Raw genomic sequence first — 13,384 nt, 5'->3', positions numbered from 1 at the left:
GCCCATGCTGGTGCCCACACCCAAACCCACACCCACGCCGCCCACACCCACGCCGCCCACGCCCGCGCCGCCTACGCCAGTGCCCGCGCCGACGACGCCGACGCCCGCGCCGACATCGAAACCGACGCCGGAGCGGACAATGACGCCCGGGCCCGAGGCGCAGCCGAATTCCGCGACGCCACAGCCGAAGACGGGTCCGACGACGCGGCGGACGTGTTCGTGCCGGTCACCTTCGACGGGCCGGACCTGGCGGCGGTGGCGGAACACTGGGGCGTGGACGTGCCGGCAGTGCGGCACAAATTGACCAGCACGCGGTTCCGGGTCGCCTTCTGCGGATTCGCCCCCGGATTCCCCTACCTGACCGGGCTGCCCGCCGAGTTGGCGCTGCCCCGGCTGGCCACCCCCCGTCCCCGGGTGCCGGCCGGCTCGGTCGCATTGGCGGGCCCGTACGCCGGCATCTACCCGGGCGCCTCCCCGGGCGGCTGGCTGCTGGTCGGTCGGACCGACCTGGTGCTGTTCGACGTGGCCGCGGACCCGCCGGCCCGACTCGGTCCGGGCACCACGGTGCGGATGGTGGCGGCGTGACCCGCCTGGCCGCCATCGAGGTGATCCGCGCCGGTGCGCTCACCACTGTGCAGGACCTGGGCCGGCCCGGCTGGGCGCACCTGGGCGTACCCCGGTCCGGCGCCCTCGACCCGGGTGCCCTGCGGCTGGCCAACCGGCTGGTCGGCAATCCGGAGCACGCGGCCGGCCTGGAGATCACCCTGACCGGCTGCACAGTGCGGTTGACCCGGGCCGCCACGGTGGCGGTCACCGGCACCGAGGTCCCCGTCCAGGCCGGTGTCCGGCCCGGTGACACGGGACGCCCGCTCAGCGTGCCGGCCGGGACGGTGCTGCGGATCGGTCCCGCCCGGCGGGGCGTACGGAGTTGGCTGGCGGTGGCGGGCGGCATCGACGTGTCACCGGTGCTCGGGAGCCGGGCCACCGACACCCTCTCCGGGCTCGGCCCGCCCCGGCTACGGGATGGTGACCTGCTGCCGCTCGGTGATCCGGTCGGCACCCCGGCACCGGTGGATTTGACAGTGTGCCCCACGCCGCCTGAAGAGCTGCACCTGACGCTGGGTCCCGGTCCTCGCGAGGACTGGTTCACGCCGACGGCGTTCGACCGGCTCTTCGGCAGCGCGTACACCGTCAGCCCGGTGAGCAACCGGGTCGGTGCGCGGCTCGCCGGCGCGGCGCTGCCCCGTGCGGTGGCCGGCGAACTCCCCAGCGAGGGCATCGTGCTCGGCGCGGTGCAGGTGCCGGCGGACGGGCAACCCCTGATCTTCCTCGCGGACCATCCGACCACCGGTGGATACCCCGTCATCGGGGTGGTCACCGACGTGACCCCGCTCGCGCAGGCCCGGCCAGGTACTACCGTCAGATTCCATGGACCTCAACGCTGATCTGGGCGAGGGATTCGGCATCTGGCGACTCGGTGACGACGAGGCGCTGCTGAGCCTCGTGACCTCCGCCAACGTCGCCTGCGGCTTCCACGGCGGCGACCCGTCGACAATGCGGCGGGTCTGCGAGGGCGCAGCGCGACGCGGGGTCGCGGTGGGCGCGCAGGTCGGCTACCGGGACCTGGCCGGCTTCGGCCGGCGGCACATCGCGTACGACTTCGCCGAGCTACGCGACGAGGTGACCTACCAGTTGGGGGCGCTGGACGCATTCTGCCGGTTGTTCCGCACCCGGGTCCGCTACCTGAAGCCGCACGGCGCGCTCTACCACGCGGCCAGCACCGACGAGTCCCAGGCGGCGGCGGTGGTCGCCGCCGTCAGCGGTTACGACCCGGAGCTGCCCGTACTCTGCCTTCCCGGTTCGACGCTCGCCCAACTCGCCGTGGGCGCTGGCCTGTCAGTGGTTGCCGAGGCGTTCGCCGACCGCGCCTACCTGCCCAACGGGGCGCTGATGCCGCGCGGCACCCCCGGCGCGGTGATCACCGACCCCGAGCAGATCGCCGAACGGGCGGCGCGGATGGCCACCGAACGCAGCGTGGTGGCTGTCGACGGCACTGTCATCCCCTGCTCGGTCGACTCGATCTGCGTGCACGGCGACACGCCGGGCGCGGTCTCCGCCGCCGAACTCGTCCGCGCCAGCCTGATCGACGCCGACATCACACTGGCCCCGTTCGCCTGACCGGAGGGGCCCAGCTGGGCCCCTCCGAATCACGTCAGGCGTCCAGGCCGCGAAGCACCAGCGGCAGCCGGGTCACGGCGCCGTCGACCACCCGGACCGGTACGCCCCAGTCCTGTCGGGTCAGGTGGCACGCCGCGTGCTCGACGTCCGCGTCACAGGTCGCCGCCTGCGCTGTCACCTGGAGCACCCCCGCGGTGACCTCGCCGTTGAGCACCAGCCGGCGGGACAGCTCGGTGCCCGTGCCGGCACCGTCCATCAGCAGTTCCGGTGGGGACGCGGAGACCACCAGCCGGGTCGACGGCCCGTACGTCTCGTCCAGCTTCTGCCCCGGCGCCGGGGTGAAGACGATGTCCAGGGTGACCTCGCCGGCGGCGACGTCGGTCGGCTTGCGCTCGGTGCGGTGCCGTGGCCCGTCCACAGTGCTGGCACCCGCCGCCGACAGGGCGCCGGGGGCGAGCCGGGTCAACCGGTGTGCGGCGGACTCCACCACCAGCACCTCACCGGACGGGGTGAGCACCAGGTCGCTCGGCTCCGCCAACCCGTCGGCGACGGTGGAGACCTGGTTGCTGGCCGGGTCGAAGCGGCGCACCGCACCGTTGTACGTGTCCGCGATCAGCACCGAGCCGTCCGGCAGCGCGCACACGCCCAGCGGGTGCTGGAGCAGCGCCGACTCCGCCGGGCCGTCCACGTGCCCGAAGTCGAACAGGCCCTGACCGACGGCGGTGCCCAGCACACCGTTCTCGACGTACCGGATCGAGCTGGTCTCGCTGTCGGCCACCCAGAGCCGGGTGCCGTCGGCGGAGGTGGAGAGCCCGGACGGCTGGGCCATCCACGCCTCGGCCAGCGGGCCGTCGCGCAACGCCTCCACTGTGGTGCCGGCGTACATGCCGGCGGTCCGCTTGATCGGGTCGAACCACCAGAGCTGGTGGATGCCGGCCATCGCGATGATCAGCTTGTCGTCGTACCAGGCCAGGTCCCACGGCGACGAGAGGTCGACGGCGAACGCGTCGTGGGCGTGGTCGTCGACCTCAGCGCGCCACTGCCGCCCACTGCCGGCCACTGTGACCACCTCGCCGGACTCCAGCCGTACGCCGCGCAGCAGGTGGTTGACGGTGTCGGCCACCACCAGGTCGTAGCCGGCCACCTCGGCGACGTGCGTGGGCAGCACGCATACGCCCTGCGGCTCGGAGAACGTCGCCGCTGCGGCCGGGCCGTCCGCCCGGCCGCGCTCGCCCGAGCCGATCCGGCGCACCGGCGTCTCGCCGTCCGGGTCGACCTCGACCAAAGAGTGTCGGGCCGAGTCCGAGACCAGCAGGTTGCCGTTGGGCAGCAGCACCGCCTTACCCGGGAAACGCAGCGCCGTCTCCGGTGCCGGCGGCGGGACGTACGGGCCGTTCCCCCGGTGCAGGGTGCCCTTGGCCTCGTGGGTGGTGATCAACTCGTCGATCAGTCGGGCCAGCCCCTCGGCGTGCCCCTCGCCGGCCATGGTGGCCACCACGTAACCCTCGGGGTCGATCACCGACAGGGTCGGCCAGGCCCGGGCCGCGTACTGCTGCCACATGTCCATCTCGGGATCGTCGAGTACGGGGTGGTGCACCCCGTACCGCTCCACCGCGGCGGCGAGCGCGTCGGCGTCCTTCTCGTGCTCGAACTTCGGCGAGTGCACGCCGATGACGACGAGCACGTCGCCGTACTTCTCCTCCAGCGGGCGCAGCTCATCGAGCACGTGCAGGCAGTTGATGCAGCAGAACGTCCAAAAATCCGCAATGACGATCTTGCCGCGAAGGTCGGCGAGCTTGAGGTCGCGTCCACCGGTGTTCAGCCAGCCCCGACCGCGCAGTTCGGGAGCCCGTACTCGTGCGCTCATGCACCCATCGTGCCTGACCACCGGCCCACGCCCGGCCGGAGGGGGCGAGATTCGGTACCACCTGCGGGTACGACGACGGCGGGGCCACGGTTGCCCGTGACCCCGCCGTCGGTGCGGCTACTTTGCGGCCGGCTTCAGGCAGAGCACCCGGTTGGCACCCTCACCCGGCAACACCACGTGGGGCTGCGTCGTGTCGGTGCACTTCTCCTTGGCGTCCACCTTCGAGACGATCGTGAACGCGCCCGCCTCGCCGCAGTCCGCCGCCGAGGCGCCGGCCTGCCCGGACTGCTTCACGCAGGTGCCGACCGCCGGGTCGAAGGCCGGTGTGTCGTTTCCGCCGACCTTGCCGAGCAGAAGCAGCAGGCCGAGCGGCACCGCCAGGATGAGCATCGCGGCGATCAGCACCGCGGCCAGCACCCGGCCGTTGCGTACCTTCGGCGTCGGGGGCTCCACCTTCGGCTCGTCGACGGCGTCCGGCTTGAACGCGTCGAACCGGCCATGGTCCGACTGGCCGGCCTCCTGGCCCCAGGACGGCGTGGGCTGCGGCGGTGGCGGGAACGACGGCGGGAAACCGCCGCCCGGCACCGGTTCGGTCGTCGGCCCGCCGTAGCCCGGCGCGCCGGAGCCCGGGCCGCCGAAGTTCGGCGCACCGAAGGTCGCCGTTCCGTTCGGGGTGCCGGCGGCAGACGCCCCGGGGCCGCCGAACGGGTCCGCCGGCGGCTCGGCACCGGAGTGCGGGCGGGTGCCGTTCACCGGCCTGTTGTTGCCCGGGGCGTCGACGAAGGACGGCACACCGGGCGGGAACGCCGGCGGCGCCTCGTTGAACGCGTTCGGTGCGGGCTGCCGGTCGTCGAAGCGCGGATCGGCCGGGGGCTCGCCGCCCCAGCCGGGCCCAGCCTGCCGCTGCGCGTCGTTCTGCCAGTCGGGTGCGGGCTGCTGCCGCTGCGCGTCGTTCTGCCAGTCGGGAGCGATCTGCCGCTGCTCCTCGTGCTGCCAGTCGGGCGTGGCCTGTCGTGGCGCGTCGTTCTGCCACTCCGGAGCACCCTGACGGTCGGCGCCCGGGTCGCCCTGGAACGCCTCCGGCTCCGGCTCGGCCTCGGGCTCCGGTCGTGCCGGACGGCCGTACACCCGGGGTTGCGGGTTGGCCGTGCCGGTCGGTCGGATGGCCTGGTCGGTCGGGGGCATCACCCTGCTCGCCAGCGGCACCGAAGCGCTCGCCGTGGCCCGGGCCGCCGCGCCGGCTGCCGACTCGGCGTCCGACACCGGTACGACCGCGCGGCCCGCTCCGGACTCGGGCGAGGTGCGCGGGGCGGGTACCACCGCGCCGCTCACGGAGACGTCCTCGGGGCGGCCACCGTACTGCGCGGCGGCGTCCGGGGTCTCCCGCTCGGCGTAGGCGGGCTGCTCGGGGATCGGAGCGAACTGGGCCTGGGGCGCGTAGTCGGACGGCGGGACGGCAGCCAGGCTGGCACCCGGGACGCGCTGCTCCTGCGGGGGCAGCGGCACCGCGTTCGCCGGCGAGATGCCCGGCGCGGGCCCGGGCTGGTAGGCCGGTGCCTCGTCGCCGCGGTCCGCCTCCCAGCCTCCACGGGACTGGGCGGAAGCTTCGGCCTCCGCGCGACCCCACACCTCACCGGGGGCCCACGGCTCGGCCTCCGGCACGCCGCCGGAGTTGCCCTGGGCGGCGTTGTCCGGGCCGGCGGCCCAGTTGGGCGCGCCGCCGCTGGTGGGCACGCTGGCGCTGGCACGGGCGGGGAGGTTGCTCGGCTCCGCCGGGGTCCACCCTGCCTGCTCCGGCCGCTCGGTCGGCTGCTCCGGTTGGGAGAGCACCCAGTCGGGCTGCTGTGGACGGCCCTCGGCCTCGGCCCAGGCGGCCGGCTGCGCGGGCTGGTCCTGCCGCGCGTCGTTGCCGTCGTTCCACGATGCGGGCTGCGCCTGCTGCTGCGCGGCCCACCCGCCGGAGTTGGCCGGATCGTCCTGCGCGGGCCAGTTCGTGGCCGGGGCCGGGACCTGGGCGGCGCCACGGGCCTGGCTCGGCTGGGCGGCCTGACCCCAGCCGGGGGCGGGCTGCTCGGTCGCTTCGGCGGGCTGGCCCCAGGCCGGTGGCGACTGCTCCGCCGGCGTCCACACCGGCTGGTCGTCGCGGGCGGCGCCGGCGGCGGGCCAGCCGCCGTTGCCGGTGGCCTGCTCCTGCTGGGCGCCGCCGGACCAGCCGGCGGCCTGCGGTGCGTCGGATTGCGGAGATTCGGTCGCCCGCCAGTCGGCTGCGGGCGGGTTGGCCTGCGCCGCGCCGCCCCAGCCGCTGGCCGGGTCCTCCTGGGCGGGCCAGGCGGCGGTGGCCGGGGGAACCTGCGCGGCGCCCCGTGCGGCTGGCTGGGCCTGCACCCAGTCCGGCTGCTCAGCGGGGGCGTTCGGGGTCCAGGTCGGTGCGGGTGCGCTCTGCTCGGCGGGCGTCCAGCCCTGCTGCTGCGCGGCCCAGGGTTCGGGCTGTGCCGGGGTCGGCGCGCCGTCGTTGCCGGACCATGCGCCGGGCTGCTGCTGCGGCGGCTCGCTCGCGCCACCACCGGCGGCCCAGGCGGGCTGCGCCGGGTCGTTGGGCTGCGCGGCGGCGGCACCCCAGGCGGGGGCCGGCGGCTGCTCAGGCTGGGTCGCCCATGCCGGCGCCGACGGGTTCGGTCGCGTCGGGGGCGGGGGTGCCCAGCCCAGGTCGGGGCCGGCGGCGTTCTGGCCGTTGTCCGGCTGCGCCGGGCGGTCGCCGTACGGCGCCGGTCCGCCGGCGCCCGGTGACACCTCGTCCGGCTCCTGGCCGGGTCGGTGCGGGCCCTCGGACGTCATGGGTGCGCCTCCTCCATCACATGTCGGCTCGCCGGTGCCGATCGGTCTCCTCGGCGTGGCTGCCGGCGTCACCGGCGTACCGCTGTGCCGGCTCCCCGCACGGTATCGGGTGGTGGCACGAACCGTCCAAGGAGCACTGCTCGTCACTCACCGTGGCCGGTTGATGTCGAGCAGTTCCTGTCGGCTCGGCCTCTGCCGGGTCGGCGGGCGGCGACCGAAGCCCACCGTACCGGGCGCTGCGGCAGGGCGGAATCCCGGTGGTGGTGTCTGGGAAACGCCGATGGCCCACCCGGTGGGCCGGGTGGGCCATCGATCTGGAGGAGGTGAGGAATGTAGTGGAGCGTCAGCTCATGTGACGCTGGGCGATGACGAGGATTTCCTCGCGAACCGCCGGCGAGTTCGCCGAGCGCAGCGCGTGCTCGATGGCACGGGCGCGGCGGGTCGCGTCGCGGTGGTTGCGGATTCGCTCGATCATGCTGCTCATTGGTGGGTCCCCCTAGCTATTCGGTTGTCAGCCCCTGATGCATCTATTCAACAGCAGAAGCCGGCGAAATTCCATCGATTATTAGGTGAGCTGAGACACCTGCCTAACAATCAAAGGTCAACAGGCCGCTTGGCCGACGGTTCCTTCGCTCAGCGGACACGGCCGGTGTGCCGGGCGTTAACCCGTGGCACACCGGCCGTGGCTGGCGTTCTGAGACGATCAGGTCCAGGCGAGCAGCGCCGCCTCCGGATCCGTGAGGAAGTCGCCGACGTCCCGCAGGAACTTCGAACCCAGCTCACCGTCGATGATCCGGTGGTCGAAGCTCAGCCCCAGCGTGGTGACCTGGCGAACCTTGACCTTGCCCTTGTGCACCCAGGGCATCTCCCGCACCGCGCCGAAGGCCAGGATCGCGGACTCACCCGGCGGCAGGATCGGTGTGCCGGTGTCCACCCCGAACACGCCGACGTTGGTGATGGTCAGGGTGCCGCCGGACATGGCCGCCGGCGAGGTGCGGCCGGACTTCGCCGTCTGCACCAGGTCGGTCAGCGCGTCCGCCAACTCCCGCAGCGAGAGGCGGCCGGCGTCCTTGACGTTCGGCACGATCAGGCCGCGCTCGGTGGCCGCCGCGATGCCGAGGTTGACGTACTCCTTGACCACGATCTCGTCGCCCGCCCAGGTCGAGTTGACCATCGGGTGCCGTTGCACCGCCAGTAGCACCGCCTTCGCCACCAGCAGCAGCGGCGAGACCCGTACGTCGCGCCACTCCCGCCGGCCGCGCAGCCGGTCCAGTGCCTTCATCGCCCGGGTCACGTCGACGGTCAGGAACTCCGTCACGTGCGGGGCGGTGAACGCCGAGCGGGACATGTTCTCGGCGGTCAGCTTGCGGACGCCCTTGACCGGGATGCGCTGCTCCCGGTCCGCGCCGAAGCTGGGCGCCGTCGTCGCCGCGATCGGCTCGGCAACCACAACGCTCGCGCCGTTCGCCGCCTGCTGCACGTCCTCCCGGGTGATCGAGCCGAGCGGCCCCGACCCGGTCAACGTGCCGAGGTCGACCCCGAGATCCTTGGCGAGCTTGCGCACCGGCGGCTTGGCCAGCACGGCTCCCCCGCTTGCCCCGCCGCGTCGATCATGGACTTGTGGTGCCGGAATCGTGGGAGTCGGGGCCGGTTTGTGACCCACCACAACTCCATGATCGACCCCAGCGGGGGCGGCGGGCGCGGGGACCGCGTTCTTGCGGGGGCGGCGCTTCGCGGCGGTCGTTCGCGGGCCGTAGCCGACCAGCACCGCCGTCCGCCCGCCCGGGGCCGCACCGCCGATCAGACCGGGTTCGATCATGCCCTCGGCCGGTGCCACCTCCACCGCCGCCAGCGAGGCCGCCGACGGGGTGGGCAGGTCACCGCTGGGCGTGGCAGTGGTCGACAGCGCCTCCAGCGGCCCGGCACCCGGGTCGGTGTCGATCGCGATGATCGGCGTACCGACCTCGACCGTGGTGCCCTCCGGGTGGTGGATAGCCTGGACCTGGCCGGCCCACTTCGCCGGGATCTCCACGGCCGCCTTCGCCGTCTCCACCTCGACGATCGGCTGGTTCAGCTCGATGGTGTCGCCGACCTTGACCAGCCAGGCCAGGATCTCGCCCTCGGTCAGCCCCTCGCCCAGGTCGGGCAGGTTGAACGTCTTGATCCGGGACATGTCGCTCACCAGCCGAAGGTGCGGTCGACGGCGTCGAGCACCCGATCGAGGTCGGGCAGGTACTCCTCCTCCACCCGGGCGGCCGGGTAGGGGGTGTCGAAGCCGGTCACCCGCAGCACTGGCGACTCCAGGGAGTAGAAGCACTCCTCGGTGATCCGGGCGGCCAACTCGGCGCCGAGGCCGATGTTGGACGGCGCCTCGTGCACCACGACCACGCGGCCGGTGCGCTTCACCGACTCGTACGCCGCGGTCAGATCCAGCGGCGAGAGCGAGCGCAGGTCGATGACCTCCAGCTCCCGGCCGTCCTCGGCGGCGGCGGTCGCCGCCTCCAGGCAGGTCCGCACCATCGGGCCGTAAGCCAGCACGGTGACGTCGGTGCCGGGCCGCACGACCCGGGCCGAGTGCAGGGGGTACGCGTCGGACAGCGGCGCGTCCAGGTCGACCTGGCCCTTCTCCCAGTAGCGCCGCTTGGGCTCCAGGAAGACGATCGGGTCGTCCGAGGCGATGGCCTGCTGGATCATCACGTACGCGTCCTGCGGGTTGGAGCAGGTCACCACCTTCAGGCCGGCGGTGTGCGCGAAATACGCCTCCGGCGACTCGGAGTGGTGCTCGACCGCGCCGATGCCGCCGCCGAACGGGATCCGGATCACCATGGGGATGCTGAGCTTGCCGCCCGAGCGGTAGTGCATCTTCGCCACCTGCGACACGATCTGGTCGTACGCGGGGTAGACGAAGCCGTCGAACTGGATCTCGCAGACCGGCCGGTAGCCGCGGATGGCCAGACCGACAGCGGTGCCGATGATGCCGGACTCGGCCAACGGGGTGTCGATCACCCGCTGGTCGCCGAAGTCCTTCTGCAGACCGTCGGTGATCCGGAAGACGCCGCCGAGCTTGCCGACGTCCTCGCCCATGATGATGACCTTGGGGTCGTTCTCCAGGGCGCGGCGCAGACCGGTGTTGAGGGCCTTTCCGATGGTGAGCGTCTCCGTGGCCATCAGTGGGCGCTCCCCTCGAACGACTCCATGTAGCGGCTGAACTTCGCGCGCTGCTCGTCGAGCAGCGGAGACCCGTTGGGGTAGACGTTGTCGAACATCGTCACCGGTTCCGGGTTCGGCATCTCGAGCACCCGCTCACGCAGGTGCACAGACTCGCGGCGGGCCTGCTCGTCGACCTCGGCGAAGAAGCCCGCGTCGGCGATCTGCTGCTTCTCCAGGAAGGCCTTTACCCGGGCGATCGGGTCCTTGGCCTGCCACGCCTCGACCTCGCTGGCGATGCGGTAGCGGGTCGGGTCGTCGGAGGTGGTGTGCGCGCCCATCCGGTAGGTGTACGCCTCGATCAGGCTCGGGCCCTGCCCGAGGCGGGCGTTGTCCAGCGCGGTGCGGGTGACCGCGTACGTGGCGAGCACGTCGTTGCCGTCCACCCGTACGCCGGGGAAGCCGAAGCCGGCGGCCCGCTGGTAGAGGGGGACACGGGTCTGCCGCTCCAGCGGCTCGGAGATCGCGTACTGGTTGTTCTGGCAGAAGAAGACCAGCGGCGCGTTGAACACGCTGGCCCAGACGAATGCCTCGTTCACGTCGCCCTGGCTGGTGGCGCCGTCACCGAAGTAGGCGATCGCCGCCTCGCCGTCGTCGGTGCCGGTCTTGCCGTCGATGGTGATGCCCATCGCGTAGCCGGTCGCGTGCAGGGTCTGCGCCCCGATGACGATCGTGTACATGTTGAACTTGAACTCGTTCGGGTCCCAGCCGCCCTGGTCGACGCCGCGGAACAGGCCGAGCGGCATGATCGGGTCGATGCCCCGGCAGTAGAGGACGCCGTGCTCCCGGTAGGTCGGGAAGGCCATGTCCTGGGTACGCAGCGCCCGCCCGGAGCCGACCTGGGCGGCTTCCTGGCCGAGCAGGCTGGCCCACAGGCCCAGCTCGCCCTGACGCTGGAGAGCGGTCGCCTCGGCGTCCAGCTTCCGGACCAGCACCAGGTCGCGGTAGAGACCGCGGTATTCCTCGTCGGTGAAGTCGACGCGGTACTCGGTGCCGTCCGGCCCGATGGCGCTGTCGATCCGCTCGCCTTCGGGGGTGAGTAGCTGCACCAGCGTGGGGTCGCCGGCCGCGCCCTTCCTGGAGCGGGGTGCAGCCCGCCTGCTGCGGGTGGTGCCCCCGGGGTCGCCCTTTGCCATCGGTGTCTCCCTGTCGTGTCTGCGTCGGCACCGGGGGGTCACCCGGCCGCGCAACTCGTGCGCCTGCCCGGCTGCTGCCGGACCGGTTCCTGGCGGCCGCGCCTAGCCCCGGTGGGGGTTGCCGCACGGCGTGATCCGGGGTCTGGCCGAACCCGGATCGGGAGCGCCGGCGCTCAACCGCGCCTGCCGCGAGGGTGCGCGGAGGTCACGGCTGCGTTGCCGTCGTGCTCCATATTCGCAGAGCAGGTGAGCGCGCCCACAGTACGCCTGCCTCCGCAATCCGACTGCCCATGCTTTGACGCCGTTTGTCGCCATCATGCCGGCCGGCGTTTCCCATGCGTTGCGGCACGATTCGTCACCGTTCGGGCAGCACTGCGTGTCGACACGCAGTGGAGGTTGGCTGACCCAGGGTGACTGCGCGAGGCTGATTCCCGCAGGATCGCGCCTATCGGGTTATTTGTCGGGTTCTACCCTACGGCGGCGTCCATTCATGTCCTCCGACGGCCGACGACTAGGGGTGTGCGGTGTACGAGCCAGGTGACGGTCCCGGCACACCAGCGCTCGGTCGGCACCGGTCGGCTGGCGGCTATCGCCGGGTGGTCGGTGTCCACCGGGCCCCGGGCGCCGGTGGCACCTCCCGCGGTTACCTGCTTACCGTCGCGCTGCTGGCCGGCACGGCGTCGATGCCCATCCTCGCCGCGATCAGCGCGGGCTCGGCCACCCCGGGCAGCAGCGCCCTACCGGACAGCGGCATCCCGTTCATGCCGACCCCGTCCGTCGGGCCGGTGGTGATCCCCATGCCGATGACCAGCCAACCGGCGCTTCCCCCGCTCGGCACACCCAGCGTCGGCCCGACCAGCGGCTGGCTGCCGGCCGCGCCGTCGCACGCGCGGGGAGGGCCCGCCGCTGCCGATCCCGGGCCCGCCCGGTGGACGACCGCCCCGCCGGTGGCACCGAGACCCACGCGGAGCATCTCGCCGCCGGTACCCCCGCCCGTCGCTCCGCCACCGCCGACCGACCCGGACCCGACCGATCCACCGGAACCGACCGATCCGCCAGACCCGACCGACTCGCCGGGCCCGGAACCGACCGATCCGCCAGACCCCACCGACTCGCCGGGCCCTTCCAGCTCGGCCGATCCCGATCCGACCCCGACCCTGACGGTGGACCCGACGCCCACGCCGACCGACGACGCGACAGCGACCGCCGTGCCGACCAGCACCCGGTCCGTCCCAGCCCCCACACCCACGCCGCCCGCGGTACCGACCCGCCGACCCGGCCCGGTGATCCCGTCGCCGTCGGCCGTCGCCCCGACGCCCAGCGTCAGCCCGGCGCCACTGGCCGGACCGACCTACCCTGCGGTCCCGCCGACGGTACGGTGACGATCAGGCGCGACCCGTCCGGCGACGGCGACGGCGCTCGGCGGTAGGCGCGTACCGGAGGGGGTGGCGTGGGCGGCGGTGCGGAACCCCGCCCGGTCACCACCCGGCCCGGCCCGGGGCTCCGGATCGCCCGGCTGGTCACCGAGGTGACCGCCCCGGCGGTACTCGTGTCGCTGCTGATCATCACGGTGAGCTGGCGCAGCGCCAGCCGCCCCGGTCAGGGCCTCGTCTGGGGTCTGCTCGCCACTCTCTTCGTCACCGGCATTCCGTTCGCCTACATCGTCGGCGGGGTACGCCGGGGCCGGCTCACCGACCACCACGTCGGCCGCCGGGAGCAGCGCCGGGCGCCGCTGCTGGTCGGCCTCGGTTCGGTCGCGGCGGGGCTCGCCCTGCTCGCCGTGCTCGGCGCGCCCCGCCCGCTGCTGGCACTGGCGGTGTCCGGCCTCGTCGGCCTCGTCGTCGCCGTGTCGGTCAGCCACTGGTGGAAGATGTCGATCCACTCGGCGGTGGCCGCCGGGACGCTGGTCATCCTGATGCTGACCTTCGGGACCCGGCTGGTCGTCGCCGCACCGCTGCTGGCGGTGGTCGGCTGGTCCCGGGTACGGCTGAAGGACCACACGCTGGCACAGGTGCTGGCCGGAGGTGCGCTCGGCGCCCTGATCGCCGCGGTGATCTTCGGTTCGCTGCGCTAGCCCGACCCGAAACCTGCGGCGCTGCCTGGGCCCAGGACCCGCTGCGCTGGCTCGACCCACAGGGGGCTGCGCTGGCCGGGCCAGGAG

Annotated in this window: 11 protein-coding genes; 4 read left to right on the top strand and 7 right to left on the bottom strand. The window is 73.3% G+C overall.

Features of this window, described 5'->3' with window-relative positions; all coding sequences use genetic code 11:
• The 3 genes from ACFYPG_RS10895 to ACFYPG_RS10885 all read left to right on the top strand — a co-directional run.
• Positions 1–585 (top strand): allophanate hydrolase subunit 1 (locus tag ACFYPG_RS10895; protein ID WP_387351549.1); only part of this gene is annotated, 585 nt, incomplete at its 5' end.
• Positions 483–1,445 (top strand): biotin-dependent carboxyltransferase family protein, encoded by a 963-nt coding sequence (locus tag ACFYPG_RS10890; protein ID WP_387351859.1) that lies wholly within the window; start codon positions 483–485, stop codon positions 1,443–1,445. The genes ACFYPG_RS10895 and ACFYPG_RS10890, both read left to right, overlap by 103 nt.
• A complete protein-coding gene (locus tag ACFYPG_RS10885) occupies positions 1,429–2,178 on the top strand; it encodes a LamB/YcsF family protein (RefSeq protein WP_387351547.1) in 750 nt (249 codons plus the stop codon). Before ACFYPG_RS10890 ends, ACFYPG_RS10885 begins: the two co-directional genes overlap by 17 nt.
• Before the next feature lie 34 nt (positions 2,179–2,212).
• Here the strand turns inward: ACFYPG_RS10885 and ACFYPG_RS10880 are convergent, their stop codons facing one another.
• The 7 genes from ACFYPG_RS10880 to ACFYPG_RS10850 all read right to left on the bottom strand — a co-directional run bounded on the left by ACFYPG_RS10880 (position 2,213) and on the right by ACFYPG_RS10850 (position 12,196).
• Positions 2,213–4,045 carry an NHL domain-containing thioredoxin family protein gene (locus ACFYPG_RS10880; RefSeq protein WP_387351545.1) on the bottom strand — a complete coding sequence of 611 codons (1,833 nt, stop codon included), beginning with the start codon at positions 4,043–4,045 and terminating at the stop codon, positions 2,213–2,215.
• 117 nt (positions 4,046–4,162) lie between these two features.
• The gene (locus ACFYPG_RS10875; protein ID WP_387351543.1) at positions 4,163–6,880 is read right to left on the bottom strand and encodes a hypothetical protein; all 2,718 of its coding nucleotides are present in this window, start codon (positions 6,878–6,880) and stop codon (positions 4,163–4,165) included.
• Between the two features lie 343 nt (positions 6,881–7,223).
• Positions 7,224–7,364: a hypothetical protein gene (locus tag ACFYPG_RS10870; RefSeq protein ID WP_355004647.1), complete on the bottom strand. Its 141-nt coding sequence runs from the start codon at positions 7,362–7,364 to the stop codon at positions 7,224–7,226.
• A 219-nt stretch (positions 7,365–7,583) separates the two neighbouring features.
• A complete protein-coding gene (locus tag ACFYPG_RS10865; protein WP_387351541.1) occupies positions 7,584–9,062 on the bottom strand; it encodes a dihydrolipoamide acetyltransferase family protein in 1,479 nt (492 codons plus the stop codon).
• Positions 9,059–10,048: an alpha-ketoacid dehydrogenase subunit beta gene (locus ACFYPG_RS10860; protein WP_355004649.1), complete on the bottom strand. Its 990-nt coding sequence runs from the start codon at positions 10,046–10,048 to the stop codon at positions 9,059–9,061. Before ACFYPG_RS10860 ends, ACFYPG_RS10865 begins: the two co-directional genes overlap by 4 nt.
• Entirely contained in the window at positions 10,048–11,223 is a 1,176-nt protein-coding gene (pdhA, locus tag ACFYPG_RS10855) for a pyruvate dehydrogenase (acetyl-transferring) E1 component subunit alpha (RefSeq protein ID WP_387351539.1), read from the bottom strand. Before pdhA ends, ACFYPG_RS10860 begins: the two co-directional genes overlap by 1 nt.
• Before the next feature lie 643 nt (positions 11,224–11,866).
• Positions 11,867–12,196, bottom strand: coding sequence for a hypothetical protein (locus ACFYPG_RS10850; RefSeq protein WP_387351537.1), 330 nt, complete (start codon positions 12,194–12,196; stop codon positions 11,867–11,869).
• 477 nt (positions 12,197–12,673) lie between these two features.
• Here ACFYPG_RS10850 and ACFYPG_RS10845 point away from each other — a divergent pair, with 477 nt between their 5' ends.
• On the top strand, positions 12,674–13,297 hold the full coding sequence (locus ACFYPG_RS10845; protein WP_387351536.1) for a phosphatase PAP2 family protein: 624 nt from the start codon (positions 12,674–12,676) through the stop codon (positions 13,295–13,297).
• Positions 13,298–13,384: the final 87 nt, after the last annotated feature.

Source organism: Micromonospora sp. NPDC005553 (genome assembly GCF_042871765.1).
In the GTDB taxonomy this organism is placed as follows: Bacteria; Actinomycetota; Actinomycetes; order Mycobacteriales; family Micromonosporaceae; genus Micromonospora.
The sequence above is the reverse complement of the archived record's forward strand: the minus strand, read 5'-3'. Positions and strand labels throughout refer to the sequence as shown.